The organism is Pseudomonas sp. RIT778 (assembly GCF_019718735.1).
GTDB classification, from domain to species: domain Bacteria; phylum Pseudomonadota; class Gammaproteobacteria; order Pseudomonadales; family Pseudomonadaceae; genus Aquipseudomonas; species Aquipseudomonas aphyarum.
Genome location: NZ_JAIHBA010000016.1, coordinates 40793 through 61885, shown reverse-complemented (window position 1 = coordinate 61885; position 21093 = coordinate 40793). Strand labels below are relative to the sequence as shown.

18 protein-coding genes and 1 tRNA gene are annotated in these 21093 nt (G+C 60.7%); 12 read left to right on the top strand and 7 right to left on the bottom strand.

Going from position 1 to position 21093, the window contains the following annotated elements; genetic code table 11:
• Positions 1 to 10: 10 nt before the first annotated feature.
• Both K5E37_RS12330 and arcD (K5E37_RS12325) read right to left on the bottom strand, forming a co-directional pair.
• Positions 11 to 862 carry a DNA-3-methyladenine glycosylase gene (locus K5E37_RS12330; protein ID WP_221533959.1) on the bottom strand — a complete coding sequence of 284 codons (852 nt, stop codon included), beginning with the start codon at positions 860 to 862 and terminating at the stop codon, positions 11 to 13.
• On the bottom strand, positions 859 to 2286 hold the full coding sequence (gene arcD, locus K5E37_RS12325; protein WP_007951183.1) for an arginine-ornithine antiporter: 1428 nt from the start codon (positions 2284 to 2286) through the stop codon (positions 859 to 861). Before arcD (K5E37_RS12325) ends, K5E37_RS12330 begins: the two co-directional genes overlap by 4 nt.
• A gap of 450 nt (positions 2287 to 2736) precedes the next feature.
• Here arcD (K5E37_RS12325) and arcD (K5E37_RS12320) point away from each other — a divergent pair, with 450 nt between their 5' ends.
• The 12 genes from arcD (K5E37_RS12320) to K5E37_RS12265 all read left to right on the top strand — a co-directional run bounded on the left by arcD (K5E37_RS12320) (position 2737) and on the right by K5E37_RS12265 (position 17216).
• On the top strand, positions 2737 to 4164 hold the full coding sequence (arcD, locus tag K5E37_RS12320) for an arginine-ornithine antiporter (RefSeq protein ID WP_085606595.1): 1428 nt from the start codon (positions 2737 to 2739) through the stop codon (positions 4162 to 4164).
• Positions 4165 to 4198: 34 nt separating this feature from the next.
• Positions 4199 to 5455, top strand: coding sequence for an arginine deiminase (gene arcA / locus K5E37_RS12315; RefSeq protein ID WP_221533958.1), 1257 nt, complete (start codon positions 4199 to 4201; stop codon positions 5453 to 5455).
• A gap of 69 nt (positions 5456 to 5524) precedes the next feature.
• Entirely contained in the window at positions 5525 to 6535 is a 1011-nt protein-coding gene (locus K5E37_RS12310; protein ID WP_007951186.1) for an ornithine carbamoyltransferase, read from the top strand.
• A gap of 69 nt (positions 6536 to 6604) precedes the next feature.
• Positions 6605 to 7534: a carbamate kinase gene (gene arcC / locus K5E37_RS12305; protein ID WP_007951187.1), complete on the top strand. Its 930-nt coding sequence runs from the start codon at positions 6605 to 6607 to the stop codon at positions 7532 to 7534.
• A 62-nt stretch (positions 7535 to 7596) separates the two neighbouring features.
• Complete coding sequence (locus K5E37_RS12300; RefSeq protein ID WP_085606600.1) at positions 7597 to 7959, top strand: DUF5064 family protein; 363 nt, start codon at positions 7597 to 7599, stop codon at positions 7957 to 7959.
• A gap of 198 nt (positions 7960 to 8157) precedes the next feature.
• Complete coding sequence (locus K5E37_RS12295) at positions 8158 to 9666, top strand: sigma-54-dependent transcriptional regulator (RefSeq protein ID WP_011335629.1); 1509 nt, start codon at positions 8158 to 8160, stop codon at positions 9664 to 9666.
• Between the two features lie 306 nt (positions 9667 to 9972).
• Positions 9973 to 10356: a glycine cleavage system protein GcvH gene (gene gcvH / locus K5E37_RS12290; protein WP_114885059.1), complete on the top strand. Its 384-nt coding sequence runs from the start codon at positions 9973 to 9975 to the stop codon at positions 10354 to 10356.
• A 10-nt stretch (positions 10357 to 10366) separates the two neighbouring features.
• On the top strand, positions 10367 to 13219 hold the full coding sequence (gene gcvP, locus K5E37_RS12285) for an aminomethyl-transferring glycine dehydrogenase (RefSeq protein ID WP_221533957.1): 2853 nt from the start codon (positions 10367 to 10369) through the stop codon (positions 13217 to 13219).
• Positions 13220 to 13422: 203 nt separating this feature from the next.
• Complete coding sequence (locus K5E37_RS12280; protein WP_007951192.1) at positions 13423 to 14799, top strand: L-serine ammonia-lyase; 1377 nt, start codon at positions 13423 to 13425, stop codon at positions 14797 to 14799.
• A gap of 93 nt (positions 14800 to 14892) precedes the next feature.
• The gene (gene gcvT, locus K5E37_RS12275) at positions 14893 to 16014 is read left to right on the top strand and encodes a glycine cleavage system aminomethyltransferase GcvT (protein WP_221533956.1); all 1122 of its coding nucleotides are present in this window, start codon (positions 14893 to 14895) and stop codon (positions 16012 to 16014) included.
• A 404-nt stretch (positions 16015 to 16418) separates the two neighbouring features.
• On the top strand, positions 16419 to 16631 hold the full coding sequence (locus K5E37_RS12270; protein WP_007951194.1) for a cold-shock protein: 213 nt from the start codon (positions 16419 to 16421) through the stop codon (positions 16629 to 16631).
• 96 nt (positions 16632 to 16727) lie between these two features.
• A complete protein-coding gene (locus K5E37_RS12265; protein WP_221533955.1) occupies positions 16728 to 17216 on the top strand; it encodes an RDD family protein in 489 nt (162 codons plus the stop codon).
• A 58-nt stretch (positions 17217 to 17274) separates the two neighbouring features.
• Here the strand turns inward: K5E37_RS12265 and nadA are convergent, their stop codons facing one another.
• From nadA to ybgF, 5 genes are all read right to left on the bottom strand, one after another.
• Positions 17275 to 18333, bottom strand: a complete 1059-nt coding sequence (gene nadA / locus K5E37_RS12260) for a quinolinate synthase NadA (protein ID WP_039766022.1) — start codon at positions 18331 to 18333, stop codon at positions 17275 to 17277.
• A 271-nt stretch (positions 18334 to 18604) separates the two neighbouring features.
• Positions 18605 to 18680: transfer RNA gene (locus K5E37_RS12255), tRNA-Lys, on the bottom strand.
• Positions 18681 to 18743: 63 nt separating this feature from the next.
• A complete protein-coding gene (queC, locus tag K5E37_RS12250; protein ID WP_007951197.1) occupies positions 18744 to 19436 on the bottom strand; it encodes a 7-cyano-7-deazaguanine synthase QueC in 693 nt (230 codons plus the stop codon).
• 1 nt (position 19437) lies between these two features.
• Positions 19438 to 20085 carry a 7-carboxy-7-deazaguanine synthase QueE gene (queE, locus tag K5E37_RS12245; protein WP_007951198.1) on the bottom strand — a complete coding sequence of 216 codons (648 nt, stop codon included), beginning with the start codon at positions 20083 to 20085 and terminating at the stop codon, positions 19438 to 19440.
• A 164-nt stretch (positions 20086 to 20249) separates the two neighbouring features.
• Positions 20250 to 21089, bottom strand: coding sequence for a tol-pal system protein YbgF (ybgF, locus tag K5E37_RS12240; RefSeq protein WP_007951199.1), 840 nt, complete (start codon positions 21087 to 21089; stop codon positions 20250 to 20252).
• Positions 21090 to 21093 lie beyond the last annotated feature (4 nt).

The following is a 21093-nucleotide window of genomic DNA, read 5'->3' as shown; positions in this document are numbered from 1 at the left end:
CGTGCGGATATCAATCCGCACGGCTCAAAGACGTCCACAACACCTGCGCCGCATACCCCCGAAACGGCCGCCAGGCCTCTGCCCGAACAGACAACTCCCGCGCCGTCATCCGCTCCCCTTCCAGCACCTCCAACGCCCGCAGCAATCCCACATCGCCAGTCGGAAACCCGTCCATATCCCGCAACTGCCGCAGGGCAATGTACTGCGCCGTCCAGTCACCAATCCCGTGCAGCGCCAGCAAGCGCGCCGTCCCGGAGGCAAACAGCAGCGGATCGTCCAGCGACGCCTGCGCCACCCCGGACAAGGTGCGCCCGCGACTTTTCGGCATCCCCAGCGCCGCCAGATCAGCGACCGCCAAAACCGACGCCTGAGGAAAGACATGAGTCAGCCCCGGCACTGAAGAACGCAAAGGCTCGCCATACTGCGCCACCAGTTTCCCCGCCAGCCGAATCGCTCCGACCACAGTGATCTGCTGTCCCAGCACCGCCCGAAACGCCAGCTCTAAACCATCCCAAGCCCCCGGCACACGCAACCCCGGGCGCTCGGCGATGAGCCGCGCCAGCAGCGGATCCGCCGCCAGGTGCCGCTGCATGGTCGGCAGATCCGCATCCAGATCAAACATCCGTCGCAAGCGCGCAACAATCTCGGGAACCGCCGACGGATCCGGGAAATCCAGTTCCACCTCCAGCGCATCACCGTCACCGGGCCAGACCGAAACCGTGCCGTGAAGCCCGTTCAACCCGATGCTGCGCGAATACACGCCATCGACCACCGTCTCCATCCCCGTCACCGCCCGGGCCGCGAGAAACCCGAGCATCGCCGGCCAGTTACAGGATCCCTGATAGTCGAGCCGTAACCTCACAGAGACAACACGCCGCTGTACAACCCGTAGGCCGCGAGCCCGGCCCCGGCAATGACGCAGGTGAAAATCCCCTTCTCGAGCGTGGTGAACAGCGGCTCGCCCTGCTCATGCTTGGCCTTGGCGAACAGGATCACGCCCGGCGCATACAACAGCGCCGACAGCAGCAAATATTTCACCCCGCCGGCGTACAGCAACCACACCGCATAGCACAGGGCGATGCCGCCGATCAGCAGATCCTTGGTGCGTTCGGCGGAGGCATGTTCATAGGTTTCACCCCGCCCGCTGAGTAACACGGCATAGGCTGCCGACCACAGATACGGCACCAGAATCATCGACGAGGCGAGGTAAATCAGACTGGTATAAGTGCCAGCGGAAAACAGCGTGATCAGCAGGAAAATCTGGATCATCACGTTGGTCAGCCACAACGCGTTGACCGGCACATGGTTGGCGTTTTCCTTTTTCAGGAACGCCGGCATCGTATTGTCCTTGGCGGTGGCGAACAGAATCTCCGCGCACAACAGCGCCCACGACAACAACGCACCGAGCAACGAAATGGCCAGGCCCACGCTGATCAGCAGCGCGCCCCATGGCCCGACAATGTGTTCCAGCACGGCGGCCAGCGACGGGTTCTGCAAGGTCGCCAGTTCCGGCTGGCTCATGATCCCCAGCGACAACACGTTGACCAGCACCAACAGCGCCAGCACACCGATAAAACCGATCACCGTGGCGCGGCCCACATCCGAGCGCTTCTCCGCCCGCGCCGAGTAAACGCTGGCGCCTTCGATACCGATGAACACGAACACGGTGACCAGCATCATGTTGCGCACCTGATCCATCACGCCGCCGAAATTCGGGTTGCTGCGGCCCCAGATGTCGCGGGTAAACACGTCCGCCTTGAAGGCTACGGCGGCGATGACCACGAACATGATCAGCGGAATGATCTTGGCCACGGTGGTCAACTGATTGATCAGCGCCGCCTCCTTGATCCCGCGCATCACCAGAAAGTGCACGGCCCACAGCAGCACCGAAGCGCAGCCAATGGCAATCGGCGTATTGCCCTGACCGAACACCGGAAAGAAGTAACCGAGGGTGCTGAACAGCAACACGAAATACCCGACGTTGCCCAGCCAGGCGCTGATCCAGTAACCCCACGCGGAAGAAAAGCCCATGTAGTCGCCAAACCCGGCCTTGGCGTAGGCATACACGCCCGAGTCCAGTTCCGGTTTGCGGTTGGCCAGGGTCTGGAACACGAAGGCCAGGGTGAGCATGCCGATCGCCGTGATGCCCCAGCCGATCAGGATGGCGCCAGCATCGGCGCGGGCCGCCATGTTCTGCGGCAGGGAAAAAATCCCCCCGCCAATCATCGAACCCACCACCAGGGCGATCAGTGCGCCAAGGCGCAGCTTTTGCGTCGGTTGCGACATTCCAGCGTCTCCAAGTTCCAGAGCGGCGAATGCCGCGAAACCGTTATGCAACCGGCTTTTAACTAAATGGATAAAGCGTAATGACGTTTATTGAATAACGCCAACTTGCGCCCTTTATATATAGCCATTGGCGCTAACGCCCTAGCACGCTCAGACAGTTTTGTGCGCGAATCCTAATAAATCAATTCTGTACTGAAAACAGCGGTGAAAAATTTGCCAAAACCTGAAAAGGAACTAGCGTGATAATTCGAAAGTAATAGGATCCATTCTTAACCACTTTTTACAAAACGCCTCTAGGACGGGCCTTCCAGACAATAGCTTTATGCCTCCAGACGTTTCATAAGTCATTCATTAACAATGGAATGTGACTATGCACTGATCTAAGTCAGCTGTTTGAAAAGCCAACAGAACTACGCTGTGAACTCTTCTCTCCTGCAATGGAGTCATGCAATGTCTGAAGCTCCCGGAAAACTACGACTAGGTGCACTGGTTGCATTGGTAGTCGGTTCAATGATCGGTGGCGGGATATTCTCTTTGCCACAAAACATGGCCGCCAGTGCCGACGTCGGCGCGGTACTGATTGGCTGGGCCATCACCGCTGTCGGCATGCTCACCCTCGCTTTCGTCTTCCAGACCCTCGCCAATCGCAAGCCTGACCTGGACGGCGGTGTCTACGCCTACGCCAAGGCCGGATTCGGCGATTACATGGGCTTCTCGTCCGCTTGGGGTTACTGGATCAGTGCCTGGCTGGGCAACGTCGGTTACTTCGTTCTGCTGTTCAGCACCTTGGGTTACTTCTTCCCGGTTTTCGGGGAAGGCAACACCGTTGCAGCCGTGATCGGCGCCTCTGTCCTGCTGTGGGGCGTGCACTTCCTGGTGCTGCGCGGGATCAAGGAAGCGGCGTTCATCAACCTCGTGACCACCGTCGCCAAGGTCGTGCCGCTGCTGCTGTTCGTGTTGATCGCGGTCTTCGCCTTCAAACTGGACATCTTCACCGCCGACATCTGGGGCGTGAAAAACCCGGACCTGGGCAGTGTGATGAACCAGGTGCGCAACATGATGCTGGTCACCGTGTGGGTGTTCATCGGCATCGAAGGCGCGAGCATCTTCTCGGCCCGGGCGGAAAAACGTTCGGACGTCGGCAAGGCGACCGTGATCGGTTTCATCACCGTGCTGCTGTTCCTGGTGCTGGTGAACGTGCTGTCGCTGGGCATCATGACTCAGCCGGAACTGGCCAAACTGCAGAACCCGTCGATGGCCGCCGTGCTGGAGCACGTGGTCGGTCACTGGGGCGCGGTGCTGATCAGCGTCGGTCTGATCATCTCGCTGCTGGGGGCGCTGCTGTCGTGGGTGCTGCTGTGCGCGGAGATCATGTTCGCCGCCGCCAAGGACCACACCATGCCGGAGTTCCTGCGCAAGGAGAACGCCAACCACGTGCCGGTCAACGCCTTGTGGCTGACCAACGCGATGGTGCAGCTGTTCCTGATCATCACCCTGTTCTCGGCCAGCACTTACCTGTCGCTGATCTACCTCGCCACGTCGATGATTCTGGTGCCGTACCTGTGGTCGGCGGCCTACGCCCTGCTGCTGGCGGTGCGCGGCGAAAGCTACGAAGGCTTCGCGGCCGAACGGCGCAAGGACCTGATCATCGGCGCCATCGCCCTGATCTACGCGGTCTGGCTGCTCTACGCCGGCGGCGTGAAGTACCTGCTGCTGTCGGCCCTGCTCTATGCGCCCGGCGCGATCCTGTTCGCCAAGGCCAAGCTCGAACTCAAACAACCGGTTTTCACCAACGTCGAGAAGCTGATTTTCGCCGCAGTGGTCGTGGGCGCCCTGGTGGCAGCCTACGGACTGTATGACGGCTTCCTGACTCTGTAATTGCCCAACGTTTTCACTCTGGAGGATCACTGAAATGACCACGGAAAAAGCTAAGTACGGCGTCCATTCCGAAGCCGGCAAACTGCGCAAAGTCATGGTTTGCTCCCCAGGTCTGGCCCATCAGCGGCTGACCCCGAACAACTGCGATGAACTGCTGTTCGACGACGTGCTGTGGGTCGCCCAGGCCAAGCGCGACCACTTCGACTTCGTCACCAAGATGCGCGAGCGCGGGATCGACGTGCTGGAAATGCACAACCTGCTGACCGACATCGTCGCCATCCCTGAAGCGCTGGACTGGATCCTCGAGCGCAAGGTCACCGCCGATTCGGTGGGCCTGGGCCTGATCAACGAAGTCAAATCCTGGCTGAAAAGCCTGGAGCCGCGACACATCGCCGAATTCCTGATTGGCGGCGTCTCCGCCGATGACCTTCCGGACAGCTTTGGTGGCAAGACCATCCAGATGTTCCGCGACTTCCTCGGCCACTCCAGCTTCATTCTGCCGCCGCTACCGAACACCCAGTTCACCCGCGACACCACCTGCTGGATCTACGGTGGCGTGACGCTAAACCCGATGTACTGGCCGGCGCGTCGTCAGGAAACCCTGCTGGCCACCGCCATCTACAAATTCCATCCGCAATTCACCAACGCCGATTTCGAGATCTGGTACGGCGACCCGGACAAGGATCACGGCAGCTCGACCCTCGAAGGCGGCGACGTCATGCCAATCGGCAACGGCGTGGTGCTGATCGGTATGGGCGAGCGTTCATCCCGTCAGGCCATCGGCCAACTGGCACTGAACCTGTTCAAGAACAAGGCCGTGGAAAAAGTCATCGTCGCCGGCCTGCCGAAGTCCCGTGCAGCGATGCACCTGGACACCGTGTTCAGCTTCTGCGACCGCGACCTCGTCACGATCTTCCCGGAAGTGGTGAATCAGATCGTCGCCTTCACCCTTCGCCCTGACGAAAGCAAACAGGGCGGCATCGACATCCGTCGCGAAGAAGGCACGTTCCTCGACGTCGTGGCCAAAGCCCTCAACCTGCCGAAACTGCGGGTCGTCGAAACCGGCGGCAACAGCTTCGCCGCCGAACGCGAGCAATGGGATGACGGCAACAACGTGGTGGCCGTGGAGCCGGGCGTGGTCATCGGCTACGACCGCAACACCTACACCAACACCCTGCTGCGCAAGGCCGGGGTCGAGGTCATCACCATCAGCGCCGGCGAACTGGGCCGTGGCCGTGGTGGCGGCCACTGCATGACCTGCCCGATCGTGCGCGACCCAATCGACTACTAAACGACCATCTCCCCGGCCGCACTGACCCTGTCGCGGCCGGGCCGATTACCGAATCCAAGGAGAATCATCATGGCGTTCAACATTCACAACCGTAACCTGCTCAGCCTGGAACACCACACCCCACGTGAGCTGCGTTACCTGCTCGACCTGTCCCGCGACCTCAAGCGCGCCAAATACACCGGCACCGAGCAGCAACACCTGAAGGGCAACAACATCGCCCTGATCTTCGAAAAAACCTCGACCCGCACCCGCTGCGCGTTCGAAGTCGCCGCTTATGACCAGGGCGCCAACGTCACCTACATCGACCCGAATTCCTCGCAGATCGGCCACAAGGAAAGCATGAAGGACACAGCCCGCGTGCTGGGTCGCATGTACGACGCCATCGAGTACCGTGGCTTCAAGCAGGAAATCGTCGAAGAGCTGGCCAAGTTCGCCGGCGTGCCGGTGTTCAACGGCCTGACCGATGAATATCACCCGACCCAGATGATCGCCGACGTGCTGACCATGCGTGAGCATGCCGACAAGCCGATCCACGAGATCAGCTACGCCTACCTGGGCGACGCGCGCAACAACATGGGTAACTCGCTGCTGCTGGTCGGCGCCAAACTCGGCATGGACGTGCGCATCTGCGCGCCGAAAGCCCTGTGGCCCCACGATGATCTGGTGGATCGCTGCAAGAAATATGCAGAGGAAAGCGGCGCCCGCATCACCCTGACCGAAGACCCGAAAGCTGCGGTCAAAGGCGTGGACTTCATCCACACCGACGTCTGGGTATCGATGGGCGAGCCGGTGGAAGCCTGGGCCGAGCGTATCCAGCAACTGCTGCCGTATCAGGTCAACGCCGAGCTGATGAAAGCCACCGGCAACCCGCGCACCAAGTTCATGCACTGCCTGCCGGCGTTTCACAACAGCGATACCAAGGTCGGCAAACAGATCGCCGAACAGTATCCGCACCTGAAAAACGGCATCGAAGTGACCGACGACGTGTTCGAGTCGCCTGCCTGCATCGCCTTCGAGCAAGCGGAAAACCGCATGCACACCATCAAGGCGATTCTGGTGTCGACTTTGGCTGATCTGTAACCCGACTTTGGCACTGATCGTTCCCACGCTCTGCGTGGGAACGATCAACACGAAAAAAGGACATGCACCATGCGTATCGTCGTAGCTCTGGGCGGTAACGCCCTGCTCCGCCGTGGTGAGCCGATGACCGCTGACAACCAGCGCGCCAACATCCGCATCGCCACCGAGCAAATCGCCAAGATCCATCCTGGCAACCAACTGGTCATCGCCCACGGCAATGGCCCGCAAGTCGGCCTGCTGTCGTTGCAGGCAGCGGCCTACACTTCCGTCACCCCTTACCCGCTGGACGTGCTCGGTGCCGAAACCGAAGGCATGATCGGCTACATCATCGAACAGGAACTGGGCAACCTGCTGGACTTCGAAGTCCCGTTCGCCACCCTGCTCACCCAGGTCGAAGTCGACGCCAACGACCCGGCCTTCAAGAACCCGACCAAACCGATCGGCCCGGTCTACGAGAAAGCCGAAGCGGAAAAACTCGCCGCTGAAAAAGGCTGGGCCATCGCCCCGGACGGCGACAAGTTCCGCCGCGTGGTCGCCAGTCCACGGCCGAAACGCATCTTCGAAATCCGCCCGATCAAGTGGCTGCTGGACAAGGGCAGCATCGTGATCTGCGCCGGCGGTGGCGGCATTCCGACCATGTATGGCGCGCACGGCAAGCTGCAAGGCATCGAAGCGGTGATCGACAAGGACCTGTGCTCGGCGCTGCTGGCCGAACAGCTGGAGGCGGACTTGTTGGTGATCGCCACCGACGTCAACGCGGCGTACATCGACTTCAAAAAACCGACCGAGAAAGCCATCGCCCAGGCCCACCCGGACGAACTCGAACGCCTTGGCTTCGCCGCCGGCTCCATGGGGCCGAAGGTGCAGGCAGCCTGTGAATTTGCGCGCCATACTGGCAAGGTCGCGGTGATCGGTTCGCTCTCGGACATCGAAGCCATCGTCCAGGGCACCGCGGGTACGCGGGTCAGCACGGCAGCGCCGGGCATCACCTACCGATAAAAAGAAACTCCGGGGGCAGACCTCAGGTCTGCCCTTCTCCCATGCCTTGAAAGGAGAAAACCATGGCCCAGTTCGAACCCGGTCATTTGCATATCGAGCGGCATGCGTTGACCCAAGATGACGTCAACTACAACATCCGCCTCGAATACGAAGTGTCGCAGGATCCGCAAAAAGGCAAAGGGATACAGTTCCGGCTGGTTGGAAGCATTCAGGGCAAAGAGGTCAACGAGCCCTTCTTCCTGCCGAAGGAAGAGGCCTACAACTTCGCTCGCAACGTGACGCAGATCGCCGAAAAATACGGCATTCCCAAGAGCCACAGCCAGATTGGCTCGGTGCACAAGCATTACGATTTGATGTTTGAAGACATCCGCATGAAGTTGAATATGAAATCCGGGGATCCGGTCAATCCCGAGCATTTCGAGTAACCCTTTTCTAATTATCGTTCCCACGCTCTGCGTGGGAACGCCGCCATGGACGCTCCGCGTCCACTGTGACGCAGAGCGTCACGGGATGCATTCCCACGCAGGAGCGTGGGAACGATCAGCGCAGGACGCAGATTTCACCATTTCCCCGCCCCAAGGCATACTTGCCCCCCTCCGCACTCCAGAACCCAGAACCGCCCCATGCGTATCCACGTCAGCTTCATCGACCGCGTCGGCATCACCCAGGAAGTCCTGGCTATCCTCGGCGGGCGCAATCTCAATCTGGATGCGGTGGAGATGATCCCGCCCAACGTCTACATCGACGCCCCGACCTTGAGCCCGCAAGTGCTCGAAGAACTGAAAGATGCGCTGTTTCGCGTGCGTGGTGTAGAAGCAGTAACCGTGGTCGACATCCTGCCCGGTCAACGTCGGCACTTGCAGCTCGACGCGTTGCTCGCGGCGATGACCGACCCGGTGCTGGCGCTGGACAGCGCCGGCAAGGTGCTGCTGGCCAACCCGGCACTGATCGCCCTGTACGGCCGCGAGCCGGCGGGCGAAAGCGTTTCGGAACTGTTCAACGATCCGGGCCTGCTCGAAACCCTGCTCGAACAAGGCTTCCGCCTGCCGCTGCGAGAAATCACCGTCAACGGCCAGACCCTGTTGCTCGACGCCACGCCGATCACCGACGCTGGCGCCCTGCTCACCCTGTATCAACCGAACCGCATCGGCGAACAACTCTCGGCGCTACATCACGATCACGCCGAAGGCTTCGATGCGCTGCTCGGTGAATCGCCGCCAATCCGCACACTCAAGGCCCGCGCGCAGCGGGTGGCGGCCCTCGATGCGCCGCTGCTGATCCAGGGCGAAACCGGCACCGGCAAGGAACTTGTGGCCCGCGCCTGTCACGCCATCAGCGCCCGGCACAGCGCACCATTCCTCGCGCTGAACTGCGCGGCCCTGCCGGAGAACCTCGCCGAGAGCGAACTGTTCGGCTACGCACCCGGCGCCTTCACCGGCGCACAACGCGGCGGCAAACCGGGGCTGATGGAACTGGCCAACCAAGGCACGGTGTTCCTCGATGAGATCGGCGAGATGTCGCCGTACTTGCAGGCCAAACTGCTGCGTTTTCTCAACGACGGCAGCTTCCGTCGGGTCGGTGGTGATCGTGAGGTAAAGGTCAACGTGCGCATCCTCAGCGCCACCCACCGCGACCTGGAAAAAATGGTCAGCGAAGGCCTGTTCCGCGAAGACCTGTTCTATCGCCTCAACGTACTCAACGTTGAAGTGCCGCCGTTGCGCGAACGCGGTCAGGACATTCTGTTGCTGGCGCGCTATTTCATGCAGCAGGCCTGCGCGCAGATCCAGCGTCCGGTTTGCCGGCTCGCGCCCGGCACCTATCCGGCGCTGCTCGGCAACCGCTGGCCAGGCAACGTGCGGCAATTGCAGAACGTGATCTTCCGCGCCGCCGCGATCTGCGAAAGCAGCCTGGTGGACATCGGCGACCTCGACATCGCCGGCACCTCGGTGGCGCGCCAGACCGACACTGACGTCGACAGCCTCGAAGAAGCCGTGGAAGCGTTCGAGAAATCGCTGCTGGAAAAACTCTACGTCAGCTACCCCTCGACCCGCCAACTGGCCAGCCGCCTGCAAACCTCGCACACGGCGATCGCCCATCGGCTGCGCAAGTACGGGATTCCGGGAAAAGCCTGACACCGCCCCAAAAGCGACCTCCATCTGTACTGAAAGCGCTACAGCGGAACGATATCGATACACCCTCCTCCGATCACCGCTGTGCAAGGCTTTGATCCGGTTCACCTTTTTTCTTCGCCCCTCGCTGTAGCGATTTCGCTACAGCTAACCTGATCGCGCTCGCCAATAAATCAATCAAACCATTGATTTATAACGATATTTTTACGTTGGCCGCGTTCTTGCTAAGTAACCGCTCATAAAATCAGGGCATTGCCGCCCGAGTATTCCACCGCGTCCACCAGACGAGTCTGGCCCCTAGGAGATTCCATGAGCGAGTTGCGTTTTACTGAAGATCACGAATGGCTGCGCGCCGAAGCCGATGGTTCTGTCACCGTTGGCATCACCGCTTTTGCGCAGAACGCCCTGGGCGACGTGGTGTTCGTGCAACTGCCTGAATTGCAGGCGTACGAGAAAGGCGCCGAAGCCGCCACCGTGGAATCGGTAAAAGCCGCCAGCGGCGTTTACATGCCACTGGACGGTGAAGTCCTGGCCACCAACCCGGCCCTGGAAGACAGCCCTGAGCTGGTCAACGAAGATCCGCTGGGCGAAGGCTGGTTCTTCCGCTTCAAGCCATCCGACGCTTCGGCCGTCGCCAAGCTGCTGGATCAGGACGCCTACGACCGCCTGATCAAAGCCCAAGCCGAAGCCTGAGGAACCTGACATGACCCAAGTAAATCTCGGCACCGCCAACGAATTCATCGCCCGTCACATCGGCCCGCGCGCCGGTGACGAGCAAGCCATGCTCAACAGCCTCGGTTTCGACTCGCTCGAAGCCCTGAGCACCAGCGTCATCCCGGAAAGCATCAAGGGCACCAGCGTGCTCGGCCTCGACGACGGCCTGAGCGAAGCCGATGCCCTGGCGATGATCAAAGGCATCGCCGGCAAGAACCAACTGTTCAAGACCTACATCGGTCAGGGCTACTACAACTGCCACACGCCGTCGCCGATCCTGCGCAACCTGCTGGAAAACCCGGCCTGGTACACCGCTTACACCCCGTACCAGCCAGAAATTTCCCAAGGCCGTCTCGAAGCGCTGCTGAACTTCCAGACCCTGATCAGCGACCTCACCGGCCTGCCGATCGCCAACGCATCCCTGCTCGACGAAGCCACAGCCGCTGCCGAAGCCATGACCTTCTGCAAACGCCTGAGCAAGAACAAGGGCAGCCACCAGTTCTTCGCCTCGATCCACAGCCACCCGCAAACCCTCGACGTACTGCGCACCCGTGCCGAGCCACTGGGCATCGACGTGGTCGTGGGCGATGAGCGCGAGCTGACCGACGTGACGCCGTTCTTCGGCGCGCTGCTGCAATACCCGGCCAGCAACGGTGATGTGTTCGACTACCGCGAACTGACCGAACGCTTCCACGCCGCCAACGCACTGGTCGCCGTGGCCGCTGACCTGCTGGCCCTGACCCTGCTGACCCCGCCGGGCGAGTTTGGCGCCGACGTGGCCATCGGCAGCGCGCAACGTTTCGGCGTTCCGCTGGGCTTCGGTGGCCCGCACGCGGCTTACTTCTCCACCAAAGATGCGTTCAAGCGCGACATGCCGGGCCGTCTGGTCGGTGTTTCGGTTGACCGCTTCGGCAAGCCGGCCCTGCGTCTGGCGATGCAGACCCGCGAGCAACACATCCGCCGCGAGAAAGCCACGTCGAACATCTGCACCGCACAAGTGCTGCTGGCCAACATCGCCAGCATGTACGCCGTGTACCACGGCCCTAAAGGCCTGACCCAGATCGCCAACCGCGTGCATCACCTGACCGCGATCCTGGCCAAGGGCCTGAGCGCACTGGGCGTGACCGTCGAGCAAGCCAGCTTCTTCGACACCCTGACCCTGGCCACCGGCGCGCAAACCTCCGCGCTGCATGACAAGGCCCGCGCCCAACAGATCAACCTGCGTGTGATAGACGCCCAGCGTCTGGGCCTGTCGGTCGACGAAACCACCACCCAGGCCGACATCGAAACCCTGTGGAGCCTGTTCGCCGACGGCAAGACCCTGCCGGATTTCGCTGCTCTGGCCGCTGCCGCGCAAAGCACCATTCCAGCCGCGCTGGTTCGCCAGTCGCCGATCCTCAGCCATCCGGTCTTCAACCGTTATCACTCGGAAACCGAGCTGATGCGCTACCTGCGCAAACTGGCGGACAAGGACCTGGCACTGGATCGCACCATGATCCCGCTGGGCTCGTGCACCATGAAACTCAACGCCGCCAGCGAAATGATCCCGGTGACCTGGGCCGAATTCGGCGCCCTGCACCCGTTCGCCCCGGCCGAGCAAAGCGCCGGTTACCAGCAACTGACCGACGAACTGGAAGCGATGCTCTGCGCCGCCACCGGTTACGACTCGATCTCGCTGCAACCGAACGCCGGTTCCCAGGGTGAGTACGCAGGTCTGCTGGCGATTCGCGCCTATCACCAGAGCCGTGGCGAAGACCGTCGCGACATCTGCCTGATCCCGTCGTCCGCCCACGGCACCAACCCGGCGACCGCCAACATGGCCGGCATGCGCGTGGTCGTGACCGCGTGCGACGCCCGTGGCAACGTGGACATCGAAGACCTGCGCGCCAAGGCCATCGAGCACCGCGAACACCTCGCGGCGCTGATGATCACTTACCCGTCGACCCACGGCGTGTTCGAAGAAGGCATCCGCGAAATCTGCGGCATCATTCATGACAACGGCGGCCAGGTGTACATCGACGGCGCCAACATGAACGCGATGGTCGGCCTCTGTGCACCGGGCAAGTTCGGCGGCGACGTGTCGCACCTGAACCTGCACAAGACCTTCTGCATCCCGCACGGCGGTGGTGGCCCGGGCGTCGGCCCGATCGGCGTGAAATCGCACCTGACTCCGTTCCTGCCCGGCCACGGCCACATGGAACGCAAAGAAGGCGCGGTCTGCGCAGCACCGTTCGGCAGCGCGAGCATTCTGCCGATCACCTGGATGTACATTCGCATGATGGGTGGCGCAGGCCTGAAGCGCGCTTCGCAGCTGGCGATCCTCAATGCCAACTACATTTCCCGTCGCCTGGAAGAGCACTACCCAGTGCTGTACACCGGTAGCAACGGTCTGGTGGCGCACGAGTGCATCCTCGATCTGCGCCCACTGAAAGACAGCAGCGGCATCAGCGTTGATGACGTCGCCAAGCGCCTGATCGACTTCGGCTTCCACGCCCCGACCATGTCGTTCCCGGTGGCCGGCACGCTGATGATCGAGCCGACCGAAAGCGAATCCAAGGAAGAACTGGACCGCTTCTGCGACGCCATGATCCGCATCCGCGAAGAAATCCGCGCGGTGGAAAACGGCACCCTGGACAAGGACGACAACCCGCTGAAGAACGCTCCGCACACCGCTGCAGAGCTGGTCGGCGAGTGGACTCACCCGTACAGCCGCGAACAAGCGGTGTACCCGGTGGCGTCGTTGATCGAAGGCAAGTACTGGCCGCCGGTCGGTCGCGTCGACAACGTGTTCGGCGACCGCAACCTGGTCTGCGCCTGCCCGTCGATCGAAAGCTACGCTTAAACGAATGAGGGGGCGGCCACCACGCCCCCAACTTCAAGAACACCACAAAACCCTGTGGGAGCGAGCTTGCTCGCGAAAGCGGCAGATCAGCCAACATTGATGGTGACTGGCACTCCGCTTTCGCGAGCAAGCTCACTCCCACAAGGAAATGCATCAAGCCTGATATCCCGCCAATTCCTATAACAAGAAACCGGAGAACAACCATGTCGTTAAGCGTGTTCGACCTGTTCAAGATTGGCATCGGCCCCTCCAGCTCCCACACCGTCGGCCCGATGCGCGCCGCTGCGCGCTTCGTCGAAGGGCTGCGTCGGGAAAACCTGTTGTCGGCCACCACCAGCGTCAGGGTCGAGTTGTATGGATCCCTCGGCGCCACCGGCAAGGGCCACGGCAGCGACAAGGCCGTGCTGCTGGGCCTGGAAGGTGAACACCCGGACACCGTGGATACCGAAACCGTCGCCGCCCGTCTCGCGGAGATTCGTGGCAACGGGCGTTTGAACCTGCTCGGTGAACACAGCATTGCGTTCAACGAGAAAGAACACCTGGCAATGATCCGCAAGCCGTTGGCCTATCACCCCAACGGCATGATCTTCCGTGCCTTCGATGCGGCGGGATTGCAGATCCGCAGCCGCGAGTACTACTCGGTCGGCGGCGGTTTTGTGGTCGACGAAGACGCGGCCGGCGCCGACCGCATCGTCGAGGACGCCACCCCGCTGACCTTCCCGTTCAAAAGCGCCAAGGACCTGCTCGGTCACTGCGCCACCTATGGTCTGTCGATCAGTCAGGTGATGCTGACCAACGAAAGCGCCTGGCGCCCGGAAGCGGAAACCCGCGCCGGTCTGCTGAAAATCTGGCAAGTGATGCAGGACTGCGTGGCCGCCGGCTGTCGCAACGAAGGCATCCTGCCGGGTGGCCTGAAGGTCAAGCGGCGGGCGGCGGCGCTGCACCGGCAACTGTGCAAGAACCCGGAATCGTCGCTGCGCGATCCGCTGTCGGTGCTGGACTGGGTCAACCTCTACGCCCTGGCCGTCAACGAAGAAAACGCCAACGGCGGGCGCGTGGTCACGGCACCGACCAATGGCGCGGCGGGGATCATTCCTGCGGTGCTGCATTACTACATGCGCTTCATTCCCGGCGCGAACGATGACGGCGTGGTGCGCTTCCTGCTCACCGCCGCGGCCATCGGCATTCTGTACAAGGAAAACGCCTCGATCTCCGGCGCCGAAGTCGGCTGTCAGGGCGAGGTCGGCGTGGCCTGTTCGATGGCCGCCGGCGCGTTGTGCGAAGTGCTCGGCGGCAGCGTGCAACAAGTGGAAAACGCCGCTGAAATCGGCATGGAACACAACCTCGGCCTGACCTGCGACCCTATCGGCGGGCTGGTTCAGGTGCCGTGCATCGAGCGCAACGCCATGGGCTCGGTCAAGGCGATCAACGCCGTGCGCATGGCCATGCGCGGAGACGGGCAGCATTTCGTCTCCCTCGACAAGGTCATCCGCACCATGCGCCAGACCGGCGCCGACATGAAAAGCAAATACAAGGAGACCGCCCGTGGCGGTCTGGCGGTCAACATTATCGAGTGCTGATCGCGCCATTAACTCGCTCTCCCTTTGGGAGAGAACACAAAACTGGCCCCCTCTCCCTCCGGGAGAGGGTTGGTGTGAATCAAGGAGTCACGCATGTCCGAACAACTGTCGAAAACCCCGCTGCACGCTCTGCACATCGAACTCGGCGCCCGCATGGTGCCGTTCGCCGGCTACGACATGCCGGTGCAATACCCGCTGGGCGTGATGAAAGAACACCAGCACACCCGTGAGCAGGCCGGGCTGTTCGATGTCTCGCACATGGGCCAGATCCGCCTGACCGGCGCCAATGCCGCCAAAGCCCTGGAAACCCTGGTGCCGGTGGACATCATCGACCTGCCGGTCGGCATGCAGCGCTACGCGATGTTCACCAACGAAACCGGCGGCATCCTCGATGACCTTATGGTCGCCAACCTGGGCAACGACGAGTTGTTCCTGGTGGTCAACGCCGCGTGCAAGGACCAGGACCTGGCCCATCTGCAAAAACACATCGGCGACCAGTGCAAGATCGAGCCGTTGTTCGAAGAACGCGCCCTGCTCGCCCTGCAAGGCCCGGCCGCCGTGACCGTGCTGGCACGCCTGGCGCCGGAAGTGGCGAAAATGACTTTCATGCAATTCACCCGCGTGAAGCTGCTGGGCGTTGACTGCTTTGTCAGCCGTTCGGGCTACACCGGTGAAGACGGTTTCGAAATCTCGGTTCCGGCAGCCGACGCGGAAAAACTCGCCCGCGCCCTGCTGGCCGAACCGGAAGTGGCCGCCATCGGCCTCGGCGCCCGCGACTCGCTGCGCCTGGAAGCCGGCCTGTGCCTGTACGGCCACGACATGAACACCGAGACCACCCCGATCGAAGCCAGCCTGCTGTGGGCAATCTCCAAGCCTCGGCGTGCCGACGGTGCGCGCGCCGGTGGTTTCCCGGGTGCGGAACAAGTCTTCGCTCAACAGCAGAACGGCGTTCAGCGCAAACGCGTCGGCCTGCTGCCGCAAGAGCGCACGCCGGTCCGTGAAGGTGCAGAAATCGTCAACGAAGCGGGCGAGATCATCGGCAGCGTGTGCAGCGGCGGTTTCGGCCCGACCCTGGGCGGCCCGTTGGCCATGGGTTACCTGGACAGCGCCTACGTCGCACTCGACACGCCAGTTTGGGCGATTGTTCGTGGGAAAAAGGTGCCATTGCTTGTAAGCAAAATGCCATTTGTTCCACAACGCTACTATCGCGGTTGATTGACTGTTTCTATAAGTAACGCGATTGCGTTATGCGTGCACTAATGTGTAACGCAATCGCCATAAAACAGTGCACTCTGTTTACATTCGATTCGAATATGAACTTGGCTTATAACGTTCGAAAACAATTGAACAAGCCAATCGAATAAGCCGGACTAGTGGATCGACTAAGTGCCAGCAAGCGCAGGAAAACCGGGGCCTTCACAGGGCTTGTTTTTCCTCCCGTAGTTGGCGTAGAGTTTGTCCACTGTGTTTGCATGGGTCAGCTTGGAATCGTGACCTGGGCAGTAGCCTACAAGTTAGCTACATCCCGTTCGACGTCTTCTTACTCTCCTGCAACCAGCCCCAGTACTCTTTCATGAGAAAGAGACTGTCATCAATTTATGCGTCAAAGGAAATAAGAAATGTCCACACGTCAGAGCGGTACCGTCAAGTGGTTTAACGACGAGAAAGGTTTTGGTTTTATCACTCCAGAAAGCGGTCCGGATCTGTTCGTGCATTTCCGCGCCATTCAGGGCAACGGCTTCAAGAGCCTGAAAGAAGGCCAGAAAGTGACCTTCGTTGCTGTGCAAGGCCAGAAAGGCATGCAAGCTGACGAAGTCATCGCAGAAGCCTGATTTCTGTTACGAAAAAGCCCCTGATATTGATATCAGGGGCTTTTTTGTGGGCGCAAATCCGTAAAATGGCGCTTCACTTTCCGTCCAGAGGCTGCCATGTCGAAACACCTGCTCACTCCCCAGGGCGATTTCCCCGCCGTCGGCCTGGGCCGTCGTCTGGCAGCGATGTTCTATGACTTTCTGCTGTGCACTGCCCTGCTGATCGTGACCGGTGGCGTCTACAAGATGATTCAGGCCGCGGTCATCGGTGAGGAGCGTCTGCGGGTTCTGACCGACGCCGGGCAACTGGATGGCGATCCGCTGTACTCCACGGTGCTGCTGCTGGTGCTGTTCGGCTTCTTCGCCAAGTTCTGGACCCACGCCGGGCAGACCCTGGGCATGCAGGTCTGGGGCATTCGTGTGCAGAACGCCGATGGCACTGCGATCAGTCTGTGGCAGGCGTTGCTGCGGTTCATGGTGTCGATTGCGTCGTGGCTGTGCCTGGGCCTGGGATTCTTCTGGTCGCTGTTCGACAAACAGAAACGCGCCTGGCATGACATCTACTCCGACACACAGCTCGTGCGAATCCCGAAGAAAACCAAATAATCCTCCAGATGCAAAAACGCCCCGATCCAATCGGGGCGTTTTTGTTTGCGGCTCAAGGTCAGGCGTTGCCGGCCAGCTTCATCCGCGCGGCCTGAGTGAAATCGAGCATGCGCTTGAGCGGGCGGATCGCCTGAGGAATGAGAGCCGGGTCGACGAAGATCTCGTTCGAGCCCTCCTTCAGGCACTTGAGCGTGCGTTCAAGGGTGTTCATGGCCATCCACGGGCAATGTGCGCAACTGCGGCATGCCGCGCCGTTACCGGCGGTTGGCGCCTCGATGAAGACCTTGTCCGGGCACAGCTGCTGCATCTTGTAGAAGATGCCGCGATCGGTGGCGACGATCAGGGTCTTGTTCGGCAGCGATTGCGCGGCGGCAATCAGCTGACTGGTGGAACCGACGGCGTCCGCCAGTTCGATCACCGAGGTCGGCGACTCCGGGTGCACCAGAATGGCAGCGTCCGGGTACAGCGCTTTCATGTCTTCCAACTGCTTGGACTTGAACTCTTCGTGAACGATGCAAGCACCGTCCCAGAGCAACATGTCGGCGCCGGTCTGACGCTGGATGTAGGTGCCCAGGTGCTTGTCCGGCCCCCAGATAATGGTTTCGCCGTTGTCCATCAGGCTTTCGACGATTTCCAGTGCGCAGCTGGAGGTCACTACCCAGTCGGCCCGGGCTTTGACCGCCGCCGAGGTGTTGGCATACACCACCACGGTGCGTTCCGGATGCTGATCGCAGAACGCCGAGAACTCGTCCACCGGGCAACCCAGATCCAGCGAGCAGGTCGCTTCCAGGGTCGGCATCAGCACGCGTTTTTCAGGGTTGAGAATCTTCGCGGTCTCGCCCATGAATTTCACGCCAGCGACCACCACGGTCTTGGCCGGATGGGCGTTGCCGAAGCGGGCCATTTCCAGAGAATCGGAAACACAACCGCCGGTTTCTTCGGCGAGGGCCTGGATGATCGGATCGCAATAAAAGTGGGCAACCAGCACCGCGTCCTGAGCCTTGAGCTCGGCGGCGATGGCGGAACGGTAATAAGCCTCTTCCTCGGCTGTCAGCGGCTTGGGCTGCTTGGCATCGAGGTGGGCTTGTACCAGAAGGCGTTCGGAAATCTGCGTCATGTTCGCAAGACCTGCAGGCGCATTCGCGCGAAAGTCGAGTATACACCCGGCTCCGGACCGCTTGAGGGTACCGCCGGGAGAGTGAGTATTATCAGGCACGGACAGCATTGAAGCTGCGCAAGGCTACAGAATATCCCGTTGATACAAAAGATGATTCTGACCTGCGTCACGGCGGGAGGAAACGAAGAGAGAAATGCCCGAATCGCAGGCAAAAAAAAACCCGGAAATCCTCACTTTCGTGGGCCTTCCGGATTTTCTAAACCGCCAAATATGGTGGGTCGTGTGGGATTCGAACCTACGACCAATTGGTTAAAAGCCAACTGCTCTACCAACTGAGCTAACGACCCGCTGTGTGGTGGCGCGTATAATACTGATTTTTAAGGACTATTCAACACCTAATTTGAAAAAAATCAAAAATAAGGTGTCGGGTCGCTGATTCCGGCCGCTGCGAAGCCTTCTGCACGCAGTCGGCAGCTGTCACATTTGCCGCAAGCGCGGCCATCATCGTCGGCCTGATAGCAGGAAACGGTCAGCCCGTAATCAACGCCGAGCTTCACGCCCGCCTGGACGATCTGCGCCTTGCTCAGGTTCTGTAGCGGTGCCTGGATGCGGAAACCATTGCCTTCCACACCGGCCTTGGTCGCCAGATTGGCCATGCGCTCGAACGACTCGATGAACTCGGGACGGCAATCCGGGTAACCGGAGTAATCGACCGCGTTGACGCCGATAAAGATGTCACGGGCACCGAGCACTTCAGCCCAGCCCAAAGCCAGCGACAGGAAGACGGTGTTACGCGCCGGCACGTAAGTGACCGGAATACCTTCGCCCAACTCTTCCGGGATGTCGATACTGGTGTCGGTCAGGGCCGAACCGCCCATGCCGTTCAGGTTCAGGCCGATCACCTTGTGCTCGACCACACCCAGATCGCGGGCAACGCGAGCAGCGGCATGCAGTTCGGCGTGGGAACGCTGACCGTAATCGAAACTCATGGTGTAGCAGGCGTAGCCTTCAGCGCGGGCCATGGCCACGACAGTTGCCGAGTCCAGACCACCCGACAGCAGGATTACCGCACGTTTCTGGCTAGTGTTCAGTTGTTCAGTCATCTCAGCGCCCCGGCTCATCATTCCATAGATATTTATGCAGCTGCAGTTGCAGGCGCACTGGCAGGTTATCCGCCACCACCCAGTCCGCCAGATCCCGAGCGTTCAGGTCGTGGTGACTTGGGGAAAACAGCACTTCACCTGCACGTCGCTCCAAACCGTACTGGATCAGCTTCGATACCGCCCAGTCATAGTCCTCCCGCGAGCAGATGACAAACTTCACCTGATCGTTGGGCGTCAGCAGTTCGATGTTCTCGTAACGGTTGCGATGGGCTTCTTTGGAGTCTGGCGTCTTCAGGTCGACCACCCGACTGACCCGCGGATCGACCGCCGAGATGTCGAGGGCGCCGCTGGTTTCCAGCGAGACTTCGTAGCCGGCATCGCACAACTGTTTGAGCAAAGGGATGGCATTGGGTTGTGCCAGCGGCTCACCGCCAGTGACGCAGACGTAGCGCGGGCGAAAGCCGGCCACTTGCTCGAGGATGTCGTCGAGAGTACGGATCGTGCCACCGCTGAACGCGTAGGCGCTGTCGCAGTATTGGCAACGCAATGGGCAACCGGTCAGGCGCACAAAAACAGTGGGCAGCCCGGCAGTCCGCGTTTCCCCCTGCAACGAGTAGAAAACTTCGGTGATTCTCAATGTGTCTTGCATAGTCGCCACGGGCGTAACAGCTAAACAGGCTGTCCGCCTCCGTCAGGCACTTCAGGCAACCCCGCCAACGCGTAGATCACCAGAAGCGTGTTTCATAAAAGGGCGTGAATTCTAACGAAAAAACCCGCGACAAGCGCGGGTTTCTTCCAAACGGGTCAAAGCTGTTACATGCGTTGCAGATCGCGCTGGGCCAACTGCGCGGCGGACGTGCCCGGATACTGGGCCACCACCTGCTGCAGAATGCCTTTGACTTTGTCGGTATGACCGAGGCGGCGCTCTACGTCAGCCAGCTTGTACAGCGAATCCGGCACTTTGGCGTGCTTGGGATACAACTGCGAAACCTTGGCGAAAGCCTGACCTGCACCTTGCAGATCGCCTTTTGCCAGGTTCACTTCACCCAGCCAGTACTGGGCGTTGCCCGCATATTGGCTGTTCGGGTATTTACGCAGGAAAGCGGCAAATGCCTGGCTGGCCTTGTCGAAATCCTTGGCCTTGATCAGGTCGAAAGCTGCGTCGTAATACAGCTTTTCCTTGGCCGGATCAGCCGGTTCGCCACCCGCAGCAGGTGCCTGGGCGGCAGCAGCAGCCCCGGCTCCAGCGGCGGCACCGGCAGCAGCACTTGCATCGCCACCGGCAGAAGAATTCTCGGGAGTCGCGGCAGGTGCAACGCCGGATCCTATGCGCCGATCAAGATCCTGGTATCGCTCCAGGGATTCCTGCTTCATGCGCGAAACTTGATTCTGCAGTTCTTCGATCACGCCTTGCTGGCGCGATATCTGATCCTGCATTTGTTGCAGTTGGTTGAACAGCATGCCGTTTGCCGAGGCAGGGGCCGAAGCCGCTCCCCCGGCATAGGCGCCGTTCGTACCGTAACCTGCAGGCGGATAACTGCTCCCGCTATTGTTATAACCGGAGTTGTCATCGACCACAGGAACCGCAGCCCACGCCGCAAGCGGCGCGAGGCTGAGAGCCAGAACAGTTACAGCACGACGGCACGTTCGCATATCG

Coding starts and splice junctions, on each gene's coding strand:
- arcD (WP_007951183.1), bottom strand. CDS start 2,286: ATGTCGCAACCGACGCAAAAGCTGCGCCTTGGCGCACTGATCGCCCTG.
- arcD (WP_085606595.1), top strand. CDS start 2,737: ATGTCTGAAGCTCCCGGAAAACTACGACTAGGTGCACTGGTTGCATTG.
- arcA (WP_221533958.1), top strand. CDS start 4,199: ATGACCACGGAAAAAGCTAAGTACGGCGTCCATTCCGAAGCCGGCAAA.
- K5E37_RS12310 (WP_007951186.1), top strand. CDS start 5,525: ATGGCGTTCAACATTCACAACCGTAACCTGCTCAGCCTGGAACACCAC.
- arcC (WP_007951187.1), top strand. CDS start 6,605: ATGCGTATCGTCGTAGCTCTGGGCGGTAACGCCCTGCTCCGCCGTGGT.
- K5E37_RS12300 (WP_085606600.1), top strand. CDS start 7,597: ATGGCCCAGTTCGAACCCGGTCATTTGCATATCGAGCGGCATGCGTTG.
- K5E37_RS12295 (WP_011335629.1), top strand. CDS start 8,158: ATGCGTATCCACGTCAGCTTCATCGACCGCGTCGGCATCACCCAGGAA.
- gcvH (WP_114885059.1), top strand. CDS start 9,973: ATGAGCGAGTTGCGTTTTACTGAAGATCACGAATGGCTGCGCGCCGAA.
- gcvP (WP_221533957.1), top strand. CDS start 10,367: ATGACCCAAGTAAATCTCGGCACCGCCAACGAATTCATCGCCCGTCAC.
- K5E37_RS12280 (WP_007951192.1), top strand. CDS start 13,423: ATGTCGTTAAGCGTGTTCGACCTGTTCAAGATTGGCATCGGCCCCTCC.
- gcvT (WP_221533956.1), top strand. CDS start 14,893: ATGTCCGAACAACTGTCGAAAACCCCGCTGCACGCTCTGCACATCGAA.
- K5E37_RS12270 (WP_007951194.1), top strand. CDS start 16,419: ATGTCCACACGTCAGAGCGGTACCGTCAAGTGGTTTAACGACGAGAAA.
- K5E37_RS12265 (WP_221533955.1), top strand. CDS start 16,728: ATGTCGAAACACCTGCTCACTCCCCAGGGCGATTTCCCCGCCGTCGGC.
- nadA (WP_039766022.1), bottom strand. CDS start 18,333: ATGACGCAGATTTCCGAACGCCTTCTGGTACAAGCCCACCTCGATGCC.
- queC (WP_007951197.1), bottom strand. CDS start 19,436: ATGACTGAACAACTGAACACTAGCCAGAAACGTGCGGTAATCCTGCTG.
- queE (WP_007951198.1), bottom strand. CDS start 20,085: ATGCAAGACACATTGAGAATCACCGAAGTTTTCTACTCGTTGCAGGGG.
- ybgF (WP_007951199.1), bottom strand. CDS start 21,089: ATGCGAACGTGCCGTCGTGCTGTAACTGTTCTGGCTCTCAGCCTCGCG.